We start from the raw sequence: 14721 nt of genomic DNA, 5'->3' as shown, positions 1-14721 counted from the left end.
GGCCCGGGGCGATCACATCGCCCCGGGCCCCTCTCCGTACCGCTCCTACTTGCTGTAGATCGCCTCGATCTCGTCCGCGAACTCCTTCGCCACCACGTTCCGCTTCAGCTTCAGGGACGGGGTGATGTGGCCCGCCTCCTCCGTGAACTGGGCCGGGAGGATGCGGAACTTGCGGACCGACTCCGCCTTCGAGACCGCCGCGTTGCCGTCGTCGATCGCCCGCTGGACCTCCGCCACGAGGTCCGCGTCCTCGCGGAGGGAGGCCGCCGTCGAACCCGCCGGCTTGCCGTGCTCGCTCGCCCAGCGGCCGAGGAACTCCTCGTCGATCGTGACCAGCGCGCCCACGAACGGACGCCCGTCGCCGACCACCATGCACTCCGCGACCAGCGCGTGCGCGCGGATCCGGTCCTCGATGACCGCCGGGGCGACGTTCTTGCCGCCCGCCGTCACCAGGATCTCCTTCTTGCGGCCGGTGATCGCGAGGTAGCCGTCCTCGTCGAGCGTGCCGATGTCGCCCGTGTGGAACCAGCCGTCCGCCAGCGCCTCGGTCGTCGCCGCCTCGTTGTTCCAGTACCGCGAGAAGATGTGCTCGCCGTGCAGCAGCACCTCGCCGTCGTCGGCGATCCGCACCACCGAGCCCGGCAGCGGCTGGCCGACCGTGCCGATCTTCTGCCGGTCCCAGGGGTTGAACGCGGTCGCCGCGCACGACTCCGTCAGGCCGTACCCCTCCAGGACCGTGAAGCCGATGCCCCGGAAGAAGTGACCGAGCCGCTCGCCCAGCGGCGCGCCGCCCGAGATCGCGTACTCGCCACGACCGCCGAGCACCGCCCGCAGCTTGGAGAAGACCAGCTTGTCGAAGACCTTGTGCTTCAGCCTGAGACCGAAGGACGGGCCCTGCGGGGTGCCGATCGCCCGGCTGTACGCGATGGCCGTGTGCGCGGCCTTGTCGAAGATCTTGCCCTTGCCGTCGGCCTGCGCCTTCGCCCGCGCCGAGTTGTAGACCTTCTCGAAGACGCGCGGCACGCCCAGGACCAGCGTCGGCCGGAACGAGGCCAGCTCGTCCGTGAGGTTCTTGATGTCCGGGACACAGCCGAGCCGGATCGGCGCCATGACCGACGCGACCTCGACGAGCCGCCCGAAGACGTGCGCCGCCGGCAGGAACAGCAGCACCGAGCACTCGCCCGTACGGAAGAGGGGCTTCAGTCGCTCCACGATGTTGCCGCACTCGGCGAAGAAGGCCCGGTGGGACAGGACACAGCCCTTGGGGCGGCCCGTGGTTCCCGAGGTGTAGACGATCGTCGCCGGGTCGTCCGCGTTCGCCGCCGACATCCGCTCGTCGAGCAGCTCGTCGGAGACGCCCTCGCCGGCCGCCGTCAGCCGCGCGACCGCGTCGGCCTCGATCTGCCACACGCCCGTGAGCTCCGGCAGGTTCGCCCGCACGGACGCCACCGACTCCTCGTGCGCCGCGCTCTCGAGCAGGACGAGCCGGGCGCCCGAGTCGCCGAGGATCCACTGGATCTGCTCCGGCGAGCTCGTCTCGTACACCGGCACGGTCACCGCGCCCGCGCTCCAGATCGCGAAGTCGAGCAGCACCCACTCGTAACGCGTACGGGAGAGCAGCGCGACCCGGTCGCCCGGTTCCACGCCGGAGGCGATCAGACCCTTGGCGACGCCGCGGACCTCGGCGAGGAACTGGGTGGCGGTGACGTCCGTCCAGACGTCGTCGACCTTGCGCCCCATCACGGCGACGTCTGGGTGCTGGGAGGCGTTGCGGCGGATGAGATCCGTCAGGTTGCCGTCCGTGGGGACCTCGTACAGGGCCGGAAGGCTGAACTCGCGCAAGACTGCTGCTCCTCATCGGGCGCCGGCGCCACGGCTCTGTGTGATGCACCGGTGAAGTCCATGATCGGGCAGGTGCTCAGTGGGGGTGAGCACGACTGGTGGACTGCCCGGACGTTACTCGCCGGTACACGGTTCCCGGTAGGGGGTCCCGGCCAGATGTTCCGTGCGTCACACATGCGTGACGGTGCTCTGCGCACAGTAATCCACGGGTTTCACGACTCCCAAGTAACCGCAGGTGACACCCCCTAAGGTGGGCTCATGCGAGTCCATGTGGTCAGTGACGTGCACGGCAACGCCGGCGACCTCGCCAAGGCGGGGGAGGGCGCCGACGCCCTCATATGCCTCGGTGACCTGGTCCTCTTCCTCGACTACGCCGACCACAGCCGGGGCATCTTCCCGGACCTCTTCGGCACCGAGAACGCCGACCGGCTCGTCGAGCTCCGCACCGCCCGCCGCTTCGACGAGGCCCGCGACCTGGGCCGCAGCCTCTGGGCCGGGCTGGACGTCGACCGCGACACCGCGATCGAGGCCGCCGTCCGCCGCCAGTACACCGAACTCTTCGCCGCCTTCCCCACCCCCACCTACGCCACCTACGGCAACGTCGACATCCCCCGCTTCTGGTCCGACTTCGCCCGGCCCGGGACGACGGTCCTCGACGGCGAGCGGATCGAGCTCGGCGGCCTCGTCTTCGGCTTCGTCGGCGGCGGCCTGCGCACGCCCATGCGCACCCCGTACGAGATCTCCGACGAGGAGTACGCGGCGAAGGTCGAGGCCCTCGGCGACGTCGACGTCCTCTGCTCCCACATCCCGCCGGACGTCCCCGAGCTGACGTACGACACCGTCGCCCGCCGCTTCGAACGCGGCAGCCGGGCCCTCCTCGACGCCATCCACCGCGTCCGGCCCCGCTACTCCCTCTTCGGCCACGTCCACCAGCCGCTCGCCCGGCGGATGCGGATCGCCGCGACCGAGTGCGTGAACGTCGGCCACTTCGCCTCGACCGGCAGACCCTTCGCCCTGGAGTGGTGACGGCGCGGGCACGGGGGCGCGATAGCCTTCCGTCGGCACGCCTGTGCCCCTTGACTTCCGCCGGACCGCACCGTGGAGGAGCCACCGCGATGGCCGAACACACCAGCTCGAGCATCACCATCGAGGCGGCGCCGGCCGACGTCATGGGTGTGATCGCCGACTTCGCCCGCTACCCCGAGTGGACGGGCGAGGTGAAGGAGGCCGAGGTCCTGGAGGCCGACGACGCCGGCCGCGCGGGGAAGGTACGGCTGCTCCTCGACGCCGGCGCGATCAAGGACGACCACACCCTCGCGTACACCTGGACCGGGGACAACGAGGTCAGCTGGACCCTGGTCAAGTCCCAGATGCTCCGCTCCCTCGACGGCTCCTACCTCCTGAAGCCGGTCGGCTCCGGCGACCGCACGGAGGTCACGTACCAGCTGACGGTGGACGTCAAGATCCCCATGCTGGGCATGATCAAGCGCAAGGCGGAGAAGGTCATCATCGACCGCGCCCTGGCGGGCCTGAAGCAGCGGGTGGAATCGGGCGCGTAAGCCTCACGGCGGGGCGGGTCCCGGCAGGGGCCGCGCCCGGGCCTCGCCCACGCGGGCCGCGCCGGGACGGCGGTGCCCTCGCCACGCCCCGTGTGGGCAATCGTCCCGCTGGGGCGGGACGGGTGGGCACAACGGACGGCGCCCTCAGCGGCGCCTCCGCCTTCCGCGCCTGGACCCGCACCACGATGCGCGCCGTACCTGCGGTGCGGGTCCAGGCGCGGAAGCCTGGGCCCGGCAAGGGGCGCCGTCCGTTGCGCCCACCCGTTCCGCCTCAGCGGAACGGGTGGGCGACCGCTCGCGGGCGGGTCGGTGCGGGGCGGTAACGTCGCCCGCATGCGGATCATCCTTGTCACCGGCCCCGGCGGCGCCGGACGTACCACCCTCGCCGTCGCCACCGCCCTCGCCGAGGCGCGGGCCGGACGTCGGGTGCTGCTCGTCTCCGAGGACGCGGACCCGCTCCCCGGTCTCCAGGTCCTGCGGCCCCAGCCCGCCGTTGACTTCCGGCGGGAGTTCCTCGCCCTGCAGGCCCGTTCCGCCGCCGCCCTCGACCTGCTCGGCGCCGCGCCCTTCGAGGACGCCGAGCTCACCGAGCTCCCGGGCAGCCGCCCGTTCGCCCTGCTGCGGGCCCTGCGCGACGCCGCCGAGGGCGACCACGACCTCGCCGTCGTCGACCTGCCCCCGCTCCCCGATGCCCTCGCCCTCCTCGCGCTCCCCGCCCAGCTCCGCCGCTACCTGCGCCGACTCCTGCCCCCGGAGCGCCAGGCCGCCCGCGCCCTGCGCCCGATGCTCGCCCAGCTGGCCGGTGTCCCGATGCCCGCGCAGTGGCTGTACGAGACCACCGCCCGCTGGGAGGCCGAGCTCGCCGCCGTCCAGGCCGTCGTCGAGGCCCCCGCCACCAGCGTCCGCCTCGTCCTCGAACCCGGCCCCGGCGCCGCCCGTGCCCTGCGCACCGCCCGGCTCGGCCTCGCGGTGCAGCGCCTCGCCCTCGACGCCGTCGTCGCCAACCGGATCCTCCCCGCCGGCTCCGAGGACCCCTGGCTCGCCGGGCTCACCGCCGAACAGCACCGGCACCTCGCGGAGCTCCGTACCGCCACGGGCGAGCTGTACGAGCTCCCGCACCTCGGCCGTGCGCCGCGCGGGGCCGAGGACCTCGTCCTCCTCGCGCCCGTCCGGCCCGACGCCGTGCCCGCCCCCGTACCCGAGTGGGCCGTCGAGGACCGCCGCGAGGAGGACGGCGTCCTCGTCTGGCACATCCCCCTGCCGGGGGCCGTCAAGGAGGAGCTGTCCCTCGTCCGGCGCGGCGACGAACTGCTCCTGACGGTGGGGGCGTTCCGCCGTGGCGTCCCGCTGCCGGGTGCCCTGCGCCGCTGCACCGTCACCGGCGCCGGGCTCGTCGACGGGGACCTCCGGGTGCGCTTCACCCCTGACCCGGGACTCTGGCCCCGTACCTCTTGAACGGGCGTGTACCGTCGAAGTAGCAGCCATTGAGGAGTACGCCATGAGCGATTCGGACGCCTGGGCCAAGGCCTGTGCCGAGGACCTGGAGGCGGAGAAGGCCCGCCGCCGGTCGCAGCGCGCGGCCGAGCCCGGCTCGCCCGCGGAGGAGTTCCGCAAGCTCTTCGAGGCCGTGGCCGACAAGGTCTCCGGCGGCCTCGGGAACCCGCTCCTCGGCGGCCAGGCCGCGCAGACCGCCGCGCAGACCGTGCAGCAGCTCGTCAACCAGGCGAAGGCCGTCGTCGAGCCCGTCATCGAGCGCAACCCGCAGGTCTTCGACCACCTCGCGGCCGCCGGCAGCGAACTGCTCGCCGCCTACCGCTCCGCCGTCGAGGGGCACGAGAGCCGCTGGACCCGCGGCGGGGGCGTCGCCGAGGACGACCCGCGCCGTGACGCGGACCCGGACGTGCCGCGCAAGGAGGACCGCGAGGACCACCCAGAGCACGAAGGCAAGGACGACCGCAAGGACGACCGCAAGGACGACGAGGGGCCCGGAACCGGCCAGCACATCGACCTCGACTGATCAGTCGGCCGGCTCCCCTCGGGTACGGTGGGCCTTAGCGGGGCTCGACCGAAAACTGAGGGACACATGGGACTCACCATCGGCGTCGACATCGGCGGCACGAAGATCGCGGCCGGCGTGGTCGACGAGGAGGGCAACATCCTCGACACGCACACGGTGCCCACCCCGCCGACCCCCGACGGCATCGTCGACGCGATCTGCGCCGCGGTGTCCGCGGCCGGCAAGGGCCACTCGATCGAGGCCGTGGGCATCGGTGCCGCGGGCTACGTCGACGACAAGCGTGCCACCGTCCTCTTCGCGCCGAACATCGACTGGCGGCACGAGCCGCTCAAGGACAAGGTCGAGCAGCGGGTCGGCCTGCCCGTCGTCGTCGAGAACGACGCCAACGCGGCGGCCTGGGGCGAGTACCGCTTCGGCGCCGGTCAGGGCCACGAGGACGTCATCTGCATCACCCTCGGCACCGGCCTCGGCGGCGGCATCATCATCGGCAACAAGCTGCGCCGCGGACGCTTCGGCGTGGCCGCCGAGTTCGGCCACATCCGGGTCGTCCCGGACGGCCTGCTGTGCGGCTGCGGCAGCCAGGGCTGCTGGGAGCAGTACGCCTCCGGGCGCGCCCTCGTCCGCTACGCCAAGCAGCGCGCCCACGCCACCCCGGAGCGCGCGGAGATCCTCCTCGGCCTCGGCGACGGCACCCCGGAGGGCATCGAGGGCAAGCACGTCAGCCAGGCCGCCCGCGCGGGCGACCCGGTTGCCATCGACTCCTTCCGCGAGCTGGCCCGCTGGGCCGGCGCCGGTCTCGCCGACCTGGCCTCGCTCTTCGACCCCTCGGCGTTCATCGTCGGCGGCGGCGTCTCGGACGAGGGCGACCTCGTCCTCGACCCGATCCGCAAGTCCTTCCGGCGCTGGCTGATCGGCGGCGAGTGGCGCCCGCACGCGCAGGTCCTCGCGGCCCAGCTCGGCAACAAGGCCGGCCTGGTCGGCGCCGCGGACCTCGCCCGCCAGGGCTGAGCCCCGGGGAACCTCGTACGACGACCGCCCGCCGCGTCCTCTCGGACACGGCGGGCGGTCGTCGTATGTTGGCCGTCATGGCGATCAGTGAGCTGCCCAACTCCCGCACCGAGAGAGACGGTTCGGCCGTCCTCCGGGTCCTGAGCTACAACGTCCGCTCGATGCGCGACGACGAGGACGCCCTCGCCCGGGTGATCCGCGCCTGCGCCCCGGACCTCGTCTTCGTCCAGGAGGCCCCGCGCTTCTTCCGCTGGCGCAAACACGCCGCCCGGCTGGCCGCCAAGAGCGAGCTCGTCGTCCTGAGCGGCGGCGCCACCGCGGCCGGACCGCTGCTGCTGTGCTCCCTGCGGGCCACCGTGGAGCGCACCGAGGACGTCCTGCTGCCGCTCACCCCGGGCCTGCACCGGCGCGGCCTCGCGACCGCCGTCGTCCGCTTCGCCGGGGCCCGGGTCGGCCTCGTCAGCTGCCATCTGAGCCTGCGGAAGGACGAGCGGTACGCCCAGGCCGGGATGGTCCTCGACCGGGTCGCCGCCCTCGGCACCCCGTACACCCTCGTCGCCGGCGACCTGAACGAACGCCCCGGAGGCCCCGCCTTCACCCGCCTCACGAAGGAGCTCCGGGACGGCTGGGCGGTCAGTCCCTGGGGCGGCGAGCACACCTCGACCCCGGCCGACCCGCACCAGCGCATCGACGCGATCCTGGCGACCCCGGGCGTCGAGTTCCTCGGCTGCGGAGTCCCGACGGACCTCGACCCGGCGGACCTGCGGGCCGCCACCGATCACCTTCCGGTGCTCGCGGCGGTCCGCATCCCGGCCTCGTGACGACCCCCCCGGGGCTAGACCACCGCCCCGCGGCCCGGGTCGTCGAAGCCGTCGTCATCGTCGTCGTCGTGCTTCATGCGGGACACCAGGGTCGCGAAGCCGCCCAGGAAACCGCCCACGCAGACCGTCGTCAGCCACCAGGTCATGTCCCACTGGAGCAGGACGGCGAGCAGCATCAGGACCGGGCCGCCGACCACCGCGAGCCACGCGAACTTGGTCGTCGCGTCCGCCTCGGGCAGCGGGGGCGGCTCCGGCGGGACGAAGTGGCCCTCGTCGGAGCCGCCCGCCGCGTCGTCCGGCTCGTCCGGCGCGTAGTCCCGGGGGCCTTCGGGCCGCACGCCCGGCGCGAACACGATCGAGCTGCCGAGCGCGGGCCGCTCCGGACCCGCCTCCGCGTCCCCGTCCGTCTCCGAGCCCTCGGCGGCCTCCGGCGCGGTCTCGCCGGGCTTCGGCCGCGGCTTCCAGGGCGTGCCCTTGATGGGCCGGATCTCCCGGGCGGACCCGCCCTCGTCGTCGCCGTCCTCGGGCTCCGGCAGCGACAGGTTCTCGATCGGCCGGAACGGCTTCGCCCCCGGAGGGTCCGCGGGCTCCTCGCCGTACCCGGCGACGATCGCGGCCCACGCCGCCTCCTCGTCTATGGGCTGCGGCTCCCGCTCTCCGCCGTCCTGCTGCTCAGCCACCGCTCCTGCTCCCCTTCCCGTCGACCAGATCCGGGGCCAGACGCTCGACGAAGGCCAGGCTCTCGTCGAAGATCCGCTCCGCGTCATGGTCCAACGTCGCCACGTGGTAGCTCTGTTCCAGCAGGATCTCCTGGACGTCCGTCGAGGAGATCCGGGAGAGGATCCGGGCCGAGTCGACGGGCGGCACGACATGGTCCTGGGGGCTGTGGAGCAGCACGACCGGCTGGGTGACCTGCGGGAGCTGCGCGTCCACCGCCTTGAAGAACTGGCGCAGGGAGTGCGCCGCGTGCAGCGGCACCCGGTCGTAGCCGACCTCGGTCACGCCCTCCTTGGCGATGTCGCTGGCGATGCCCTTCGTGGAGGGGACCAGGTGCCGGGCGACGGGCAGCGCGTGCGCGGCGAGGCCGTGGACCTTGTTGCCCGGGTTGACGAGGACGATGCCGCGCACCGCGTCGCCGTGCTGGGCGGCCAGCCGGAGCGTCAGCGCCCCGCCCATGGAGAGGCCGAACACGAAGACGGTCCCGCACCGCTCCAGGAGCTCGCGCAGGGCCCGGTCGACCTCCGCGTACCAGTCGTGCCAGGTGGTGAGCTGCATGTCCTGCCAGCGGGTGCCGTGGCCGGGCAGCAGCGGCACCGACACCGACAGACCGCGCTCGGCCAGGTACTCGGCCCACGGGCGCATCGACTGCGGGGAACCGGTGAATCCGTGACAGAGAAGGACGCCGACCTCTCCGCCTTCATGGCGGTACGGCTCGGCTCCGGGAAGGACCGGCACCGGGGTCTCCTGTTCGGTTGCGACTCCGGCGTCTTCGGGTGCGCCGGAGCGACGGAAAATGGGGAAGGACCTTCACGGTACGCGACCGGACCGACACCGACCAGGGCCGTAGCGGGGGCCGTGCGTCGGTACGGGATAAAGTCGTGGCGACGGCACACGGAAGGCATGGCGAGTTGATCTACGGCGCAATGAAGTTCTCCCTCGGAGGGTCCCTGAAGCTGGCCTTCCGGCCCTGGGTGGAGGGTCTGGAGAACATTCCCGCCGAGGGGCCGGCGATCCTCGCGAGCAACCACCTGTCCTTCTCGGACTCCTTCTTCCTGCCCGCCGTCCTTGACCGCAAGGTCACCTTCATCGCCAAGGCCGAGTACTTCACCACCCCGGGTGTGAAGGGCAAGCTCACCGCCGCCTTCTTCAAGGGCGTCGGTCAGCTCCCGGTGGACCGTTCGGGTGCCCGCGGCGCGGGCGAGGCGGCCATCAAGGCAGGCATCGAGGTCATCGAGGGCGGCGGGCTCTTCGGGATCTACCCCGAGGGCACCCGCTCGCCCGACGGCCGCCTCTACCGGGGCAAGCCCGGCGGTCTGGCGCGTGTCGCCCTGGCCACCGGCGCGCCCGTGATCCCGGTCGCCATGATCGACACCGAGAAGATCCAGCCGCCCGGCAAGGTCGTCCCCAAGCTGATGCGCCCGGGGATCCGGATCGGCAAGCCGCTGGACTTCACCCGCTACCAGGGCATGGAGGGGGACCGCTTCATCCTCCGCTCGGTGACCGACGAGGTCATGTACGAGATCATGAAGCTGTCCGGCCAGGAGTACGTCGACATCTACGCGACCGCCGCCAAGCGGCAGATCGCGGATGCGGAGAAGGCGGCCAAGGAGGCCGTGAAGGCCGAGATCGCCGCTCGGGAAGAGTCCGGCGCGTAGGTCCCCGCGGGGGCTTTCCGGGGGGTGGGGGAGATGGCCAAGCGCGAGCGTGTCGTGCGCATGTCGGTCGAGCAGCCGCTGTGGCGTGCGCTGACCGGCTACCGCGTCCTGACGATGGTCTACGCGGTCCTGCTGTTCGCGTTCGGCCGGGACGGGTACGAGCGGCCGTGGATCGCCGTCGGCTATCTGGCGGTGCTGTGCGGCTGGACCCTCGCCACCCTCCCCAAGGTGGCGAACGCGGCCAGCTGCACCAGGCGCTTCCTCGTCGCCGACCTCACCATCGCGCTCGCCGGCATCCTCCTCACCCCGGTCGTCGACGCCCAGGCCCAGTCGTCCGACGGCCCCACGCTGCCGTCGATATGGACCGCCGGCGCCGTCCTCGCCTACGCCATCAAGGGCGGCTGGCGCTGGGCCGGCGTCGCCTCCTCCCTGGTCGCCGTCGCCAACATCGTCGAGCGGGGCCATCCCAGCCGGGACACCTTCCACAACGTGCTCCTCGTCTGGGTCGCCTCCATCGCCATCGGCTACGTCGTCGAGGTCGCCCGCGCCTCCGAGCGCACCCTCGCCCGCGCCCTGGAGATCGAGGCCGCGACCCGGGAGCGGGAGCGGCTCGCCCGCGACATCCACGACAGCGTCCTCCAGGTCCTCGCTATGGTGCAGCGGCGCGGTACGGCGCTCGGCGGCGAGGCCGCCGAACTCGGCCGGATGGCGGGGGAGCAGGAGGTGGCCCTCCGCACCCTCGTCGCGGGCGGGCTCACCCGGCCCAGTCTCGTCTCCGAGGACGAGTCCGAGGGCGCCTTCGTGCGGGTCGTCGAGGTCGACGACGAACCCGACGACGACGCGCCCGTCGACCTCCGCGTCCTGCTCGCCCCGCGCGCGGGCGCCAGGGTCACCCTCTCCGAGCCGGGCGCCCCGGTCATGCTGCCGCAGCCCGCCGCCCGAGAGCTGGCCAACGCCGTCGGCGCAGCCCTGGACAACGTCCGGGTGCACGCCGGGGAGGACGCGCACGCGTGGATCCTGATCGAGGACTGGACGGACGAGGTGATCGTCACCGTCCGGGACGACGGCCCCGGCATCCCGGAGGGCCGCCTCGCGGAGGCCTGGGGCGAGGGCCGGATGGGCGTCGCCCTGTCCATCCGGGGGAGACTGCGGGATCTGGGCGGATCGGCCGAGCTGATCTCGGTCCCGGGTCAGGGCACGGAAGTCGAGTTGAAGGTTCCACGGGGGAAGGCAGGGGAGAAGTGAGCGAGCAGCGGATCAAGGTGATGGTCGTCGACGACCATCCGATGTGGCGGGACGCGGTCGCCCGCGACCTCGCCGAGGCGGGCTTCGACGTGGTCGCCACCGCCGGAGACGGCGAGCAGGCCGTGCGCCGCGCCGCCGCGGCCGGTCCCGACGTCCTCGTCCTGGACCTGAACCTGCCGGTCAAGCCGGGCGTCCAGGTCTGCAAGGAGCTCGTCGGCGGCCGCCCCGAGCTGCGGGTCCTCGTCCTCTCGGCGAGCGGCGAGCACGCCGACGTCCTGGAGGCGGTCAAGTCCGGCGCCACCGGCTACCTCCTCAAGTCGGCCAGTACGGAGGAGCTGATCGACGCGGTGCGGCGGACGGCCGTCGGCGACCCCGTCTTCACCCCGGGCCTGGCCGGACTGGTCCTCGGCGAGTACCGCCGCCTCGCCTCCGAGCCCGCCCCGGCGGCCGGCGCCGACGAGCCGAAGGCCCCGCAGCTGACCGAGCGCGAGACCGAGGTCCTGCGGCTCGTCGCGAAGGGGCTCAGCTACAAGCAGATCGCCGAGCGCCTGGTCATCTCGCACCGCACGGTGCAGAACCACGTCCAGAACACTCTGGGCAAGCTCCAGCTGCACAACCGGGTCGAGCTCGTCCGGTACGCCATCGAGCGCGGCCTCGACGACGCCTGAGGCGGCCCGACGTCACGAGGGGCCGTGTAGACGCCTGATACGGCCCGACGTCACGAGGGGCCGTATATTCGCGGATATACGGCCCATCGTGATGTTGAGGGGAATCCCGTGGAAATCCTGGCATTCGGCGTGCAGGCGGACGAGAAGCCCCTCATGGAGAAGGCCTTCGAGGGCCACCACGACGTCCGCTGCCTGAGCGTCTTCCTCACCGAGGACACCGCCCCCATCGCCGCCGGCTACGAGATCATCTCGACCAGCGTCAACGCCAGCCTGGACCACCGCGTCCTGCAGACCCTCGCCGCCGGCGGGACCCAGATGATCGCCCAGCGCTCCACGGGCTTCAACAACATCGACCTGGAGGTCGCCGAGCGCCTCGGTCTCACCGTCGCCCGCGTCTCGTCCTACTCGCCCTACTCCGTCGCCGAGTTCGCCTGGACGCTCGCCATGGCCGTCAACCGCCGGATCGTCCGCGCCTCCAACCGGACCCGCGACTTCGACTTCCGGCTCGACGGACTGATGGGCCGCGACCTGCGGGGCCGTACCGTCGGCGTCCTCGGCACCGGCAAGATCGGCGAGGCCTTCACCCGGATCGCCCACGGCTTCGGCATGAACCTCCTCGGCTGGGACGTCGCCGAGAACCCCGCCTGCATGGCACTCGGCATGAAGTACGCCGAGAAGGAACGGCTCTTCGCCGAGGCCGACCTCCTCAGCCTCCACGTGCCGCTGCTCCCCGCCACCCAGCACATCATCGACGCCGCCGCCCTCAGGGCGATGAAGGACGACGCCATCCTGGTGAACTCCAGCCGCGGCGGACTCGTCGACACCGAGGCCCTCGTCACCGAACTCCGGGCCGGCCGCTTCACCGGCGTCGGCCTGGACGTGTACGAGGCGGAGGCCGGGCTCTTCTTCCTCGACAAGTCCCTGGAGGTCGTCGAGGACGACACCCTGGCCCGCCTGGTGACCTTCCCGAACGTGGTGGTCACCTCCCACCAGGCGTACTACACGGTCGACGCCGTCGGCCAGATCATCGACACCACCGTCCAGAACGTCCTCGACTACACCGACGGCCGGCGCAGCGAGAACGTCCTGGTACCGAGGGCCTCCTAGACGAGAACGCCTGCCAGGAGCGAGGCGGTCAGGGCCGCCCCGTCCGTCGTGAGCACCGACTCCGGGTGGAACTGGACGCCCGCGAACCCCGGTCCGCGCAGGGCGTGCACCTCGCCGGACTCCGCGTCCCGGCTCACCTCGATCCGGTGCAGCGCCAGCTCCGTCGCCGTCCGGTCGTCGCAGCGGGCGGTGAAGCTGTTGTAGAAGCCCACCGTCTGCGCCTGCCCGAAGAGGTCGATCCGCAGCTGCGCCCCCTGGAACGGGGTCCGCTTGCGGACGATGTCCAGGCCCAGTTCGGCCGCGATCAGCTCGTGCCCGAGGCAGACGCCCAGGAGGCCGTGGCGGTGATCCCGCACGAGTTCCGCCGTCAGGCCGCGCAGGAAGCGCATCTTCGGGTCGGCGGCGTCCGAGGGGTTCCCGGGGCCGGGCCCCAGGACGACCGGCCCTTCGTGGGCGAGCGCGAGCTCCCGCAGCCCCGGCTCGTCGTAGCGGAGCACCGACACCTCCAGGCCCGAGGAGCGCAGGACGTGCGCCAGCATCGCCGTGAAGGTGTCCTCGGCGTCGATCACGAGCGCGTGGCCCGACAGCTCCGCCGAACGGGCCTGCATCTTCAGCCAGAACGGCGCGAGGTCCGCCCGGCGCGCGTCGAGCGCCGCCCGCACCCTGGGGTCGTCGGCGAGCCGCGGGCGCTCGGGGGCCCCGTCGCGCGGCCGCCCCTCCCGTACCCCGAGGGCCGCCAGGACGCCCGCCGCCTTCGCGTGGGTCTCGGCGACCTCGCCCGCCGGGTCCGAGTGCCGCACGAGCGTCGCGCCGACCGGCACCCGGAGCCCTCCGTCGGACGCGATGTCGGCGGTGCGGATCAGGATGGGCGAGTCCAGCGTCTGCGCCCCGCTTCCGTCCGTACCGAGCAGGGCCAGCGCGCCGGCGTAGTAGCCGCGCCCGCCGGTCTCGTGACGTTCGATCACCCGGCAGGCGTTCTGCACCGGCGACCCGGTCACGGTCGCCGCGAACATCGTCTCCCGCAGCACCTCCCGCACGTCCAGCGAGGACCGGCCGCGCAACTCGTACTCCGTGTGCGCGAGATGGGCCATCTCCTTCAGCCGCGGCCCGACCACCACCCCGCCCATGTCGCCCACCGTGCACATCATCTTCAGCTCCTCGTCCACCACCATGGAGAGCTCCTCGGTCTCCTTGCGGTCGGCGAGGAAGGCGAGCAGGTCCTCGGCGGTCGGGGCGGCGTCGGCCGGGTAGCGGTACGTGCCGGAGATCGGGTTCATCACGACCGTGCCCCCCGACATCCGGACGTGCACCTCCGGGCTCGCCCCGACGAGCGTCCGGTCCCCGGTGTGCACGACGAACGTCCAGTACGCGCCCCGCTCGCCCGCGAGCAGCCGCCGGAACAGGGCGAGCGCGTCGGCGCGCCCGAAGCCCGGGATCTCGCCGGTGTAGGTGCGCCGGATGACGAAGTTCGCGCCCTCGCCGGAGCCGATCTCCTCGTCGATGACCCGCCGCACGGTCTCCGCGTAGGCCTCGTCGGAGACGTCGAACCCGCCGCCCTCCACCCGTACGTCATGGGCGGGCAGCGCGGCCAGGGCCTCGGCGAGCGGCAGCTCGTACGCCTCGTCGGCGACGAGCACGGACAGCGGGGTGCCGTCGTCCCGCACGTCGAAGCCGCGCTCCCGGATCTGCCGGAAGGGCACGAGCGCGAGCGTCGGCATGGAGCCCACGGGCAGCTCGGCGAGGCGCTCGGCCTCGTGGACCCGGCCGATCAGCACCTCGACGGTGTCGTGGTCACGGCCGGGGGTGCGGCGGCGCAGCAGGGCGAAGGGCGGGCAGGAGTCGTCGAGGAGACGGGAGAGGTCCATGGGGCGGGTCGTTCCTTCCGAGTGGAGTACGGAGAGGAGGAACGGCCCCGGGTACGAGAAAAGGCCGCCCCTCGGGCGGCCTTCGCGTGTCGATCAATCGCGCGAACTGGGGTATCCCCCAGCTCGAAGAGCTTGGGGACGGGCCGCCGGATGAGCGGTCCACCACCAGTTCTGGATCTGCGACGCGTACAACATGCGAGCACTGTAACGCAGC

15 protein-coding genes are annotated in these 14721 nt (G+C 72.6%); 10 read left to right on the top strand and 5 right to left on the bottom strand.

The features are described 5' to 3' along the window. Nucleotides 1–45: 45 nt before the first annotated feature. Nucleotides 46–1842, bottom strand: a complete 1797-nt coding sequence (locus ACN9M0_RS09325; RefSeq protein WP_426403415.1) for an AMP-dependent synthetase/ligase — start codon at nt 1840–1842, stop codon at nt 46–48. Nucleotides 1843–2100: 258 nt separating this feature from the next. Here ACN9M0_RS09325 and ACN9M0_RS09320 point away from each other — a divergent pair, with 258 nt between their 5' ends. The 6 genes from ACN9M0_RS09320 to ACN9M0_RS09295 all read left to right on the top strand — a co-directional run bounded on the left by ACN9M0_RS09320 (nt 2101) and on the right by ACN9M0_RS09295 (nt 7247). After that, a complete protein-coding gene (locus ACN9M0_RS09320) occupies nt 2101–2868 on the top strand; it encodes a metallophosphoesterase family protein (RefSeq protein ID WP_366040209.1) in 768 nt (255 codons plus the stop codon). An 89-nt stretch (nt 2869–2957) separates the two neighbouring features. After that, nucleotides 2958–3401 (top strand): SRPBCC family protein, encoded by a 444-nt coding sequence (locus ACN9M0_RS09315; RefSeq protein ID WP_366040208.1) that lies wholly within the window; start codon nt 2958–2960, stop codon nt 3399–3401. 333 nt (nt 3402–3734) lie between these two features. Continuing rightward, a complete protein-coding gene (locus ACN9M0_RS09310) occupies nt 3735–4856 on the top strand; it encodes an ArsA family ATPase (RefSeq protein WP_426403414.1) in 1122 nt (373 codons plus the stop codon). 43 nt (nt 4857–4899) lie between these two features. After that, nucleotides 4900–5418: a DUF5304 domain-containing protein gene (locus ACN9M0_RS09305; RefSeq protein WP_426403413.1), complete on the top strand. Its 519-nt coding sequence runs from the start codon at nt 4900–4902 to the stop codon at nt 5416–5418. A 66-nt stretch (nt 5419–5484) separates the two neighbouring features. After that, nucleotides 5485–6426 carry an ROK family glucokinase gene (locus tag ACN9M0_RS09300; protein WP_366042383.1) on the top strand — a complete coding sequence of 314 codons (942 nt, stop codon included), beginning with the start codon at nt 5485–5487 and terminating at the stop codon, nt 6424–6426. Between the two features lie 77 nt (nt 6427–6503). Beyond that, nucleotides 6504–7247: an endonuclease/exonuclease/phosphatase family protein gene (locus ACN9M0_RS09295; protein WP_366042382.1), complete on the top strand. Its 744-nt coding sequence runs from the start codon at nt 6504–6506 to the stop codon at nt 7245–7247. A gap of 14 nt (nt 7248–7261) precedes the next feature. Here ACN9M0_RS09295 and ACN9M0_RS09290 read toward each other — a convergent pair whose 3' ends face one another. Continuing rightward, the gene (locus ACN9M0_RS09290; RefSeq protein WP_366042381.1) at nt 7262–7927 is read right to left on the bottom strand and encodes a hypothetical protein; all 666 of its coding nucleotides are present in this window, start codon (nt 7925–7927) and stop codon (nt 7262–7264) included. Continuing rightward, nucleotides 7920–8702 carry an alpha/beta hydrolase gene (locus tag ACN9M0_RS09285; RefSeq protein ID WP_366042380.1) on the bottom strand — a complete coding sequence of 261 codons (783 nt, stop codon included), beginning with the start codon at nt 8700–8702 and terminating at the stop codon, nt 7920–7922. Before ACN9M0_RS09285 ends, ACN9M0_RS09290 begins: the two co-directional genes overlap by 8 nt. A 188-nt stretch (nt 8703–8890) precedes the next feature. On the opposite strand from ACN9M0_RS09285, the gene ACN9M0_RS09280 reads away from it, so the two are divergent. The 4 genes from ACN9M0_RS09280 to ACN9M0_RS09265 all read left to right on the top strand — a co-directional run bounded on the left by ACN9M0_RS09280 (nt 8891) and on the right by ACN9M0_RS09265 (nt 12642). After that, the gene (locus ACN9M0_RS09280) at nt 8891–9622 is read left to right on the top strand and encodes a lysophospholipid acyltransferase family protein (RefSeq protein WP_370468176.1); all 732 of its coding nucleotides are present in this window, start codon (nt 8891–8893) and stop codon (nt 9620–9622) included. Nucleotides 9623–9655: 33 nt separating this feature from the next. Further along, on the top strand, nt 9656–10867 hold the full coding sequence (macS, locus tag ACN9M0_RS09275) for a MacS family sensor histidine kinase (protein WP_366042379.1): 1212 nt from the start codon (nt 9656–9658) through the stop codon (nt 10865–10867). Nucleotides 10868–10887: 20 nt separating this feature from the next. Next, on the top strand, nt 10888–11535 hold the full coding sequence (locus tag ACN9M0_RS09270) for a response regulator (RefSeq protein WP_041133755.1): 648 nt from the start codon (nt 10888–10890) through the stop codon (nt 11533–11535). 108 nt (nt 11536–11643) lie between these two features. Further along, nucleotides 11644–12642, top strand: a complete 999-nt coding sequence (locus tag ACN9M0_RS09265; protein WP_399696480.1) for a 2-hydroxyacid dehydrogenase — start codon at nt 11644–11646, stop codon at nt 12640–12642. Here the strand turns inward: ACN9M0_RS09265 and ACN9M0_RS09260 are convergent. Together ACN9M0_RS09260 and ACN9M0_RS09255 are read right to left on the bottom strand one after the other, a co-directional pair. Then, nucleotides 12639–14507 carry an anthranilate synthase family protein gene (locus ACN9M0_RS09260; RefSeq protein ID WP_426403412.1) on the bottom strand — a complete coding sequence of 623 codons (1869 nt, stop codon included), beginning with the start codon at nt 14505–14507 and terminating at the stop codon, nt 12639–12641. The genes ACN9M0_RS09265 and ACN9M0_RS09260 overlap by 4 nt on opposite strands. A gap of 93 nt (nt 14508–14600) precedes the next feature. Further along, a complete protein-coding gene (locus ACN9M0_RS09255) occupies nt 14601–14702 on the bottom strand; it encodes a trp operon leader peptide (protein ID WP_366042376.1) in 102 nt (33 codons plus the stop codon). Nucleotides 14703–14721 lie beyond the last annotated feature (19 nt).

It is taken from the genome of Streptomyces sp. R-07, assembly GCF_049913175.1.
GTDB lineage: Bacteria > Actinomycetota > Actinomycetes > Streptomycetales > Streptomycetaceae > Streptomyces.
This window is presented reverse-complemented; position numbering and strand designations above follow the sequence as displayed.

Bases quoted from the DNA above. Each gene is read 5' to 3' on its own strand.
- ACN9M0_RS09270 (WP_041133755.1), top strand. From the start codon at position 10,888: ATGGTCGTCGACGACCATCCGATGTGGCGGGACGCGGTCGCCCGCGAC.
- ACN9M0_RS09320 (WP_366040209.1), top strand. From the start codon at position 2,101: ATGCGAGTCCATGTGGTCAGTGACGTGCACGGCAACGCCGGCGACCTC.
- ACN9M0_RS09310 (WP_426403414.1), top strand. From the start codon at position 3,735: ATGCGGATCATCCTTGTCACCGGCCCCGGCGGCGCCGGACGTACCACC.
- ACN9M0_RS09300 (WP_366042383.1), top strand. From the start codon at position 5,485: ATGGGACTCACCATCGGCGTCGACATCGGCGGCACGAAGATCGCGGCC.
- ACN9M0_RS09280 (WP_370468176.1), top strand. From the start codon at position 8,891: ATGAAGTTCTCCCTCGGAGGGTCCCTGAAGCTGGCCTTCCGGCCCTGG.
- macS (WP_366042379.1), top strand. From the start codon at position 9,656: ATGGCCAAGCGCGAGCGTGTCGTGCGCATGTCGGTCGAGCAGCCGCTG.
- ACN9M0_RS09255 (WP_366042376.1), bottom strand. From the start codon at position 14,702: ATGTTGTACGCGTCGCAGATCCAGAACTGGTGGTGGACCGCTCATCCG.
- ACN9M0_RS09315 (WP_366040208.1), top strand. From the start codon at position 2,958: ATGGCCGAACACACCAGCTCGAGCATCACCATCGAGGCGGCGCCGGCC.
- ACN9M0_RS09295 (WP_366042382.1), top strand. From the start codon at position 6,504: ATGGCGATCAGTGAGCTGCCCAACTCCCGCACCGAGAGAGACGGTTCG.
- ACN9M0_RS09260 (WP_426403412.1), bottom strand. From the start codon at position 14,507: ATGGACCTCTCCCGTCTCCTCGACGACTCCTGCCCGCCCTTCGCCCTG.
- ACN9M0_RS09305 (WP_426403413.1), top strand. From the start codon at position 4,900: ATGAGCGATTCGGACGCCTGGGCCAAGGCCTGTGCCGAGGACCTGGAG.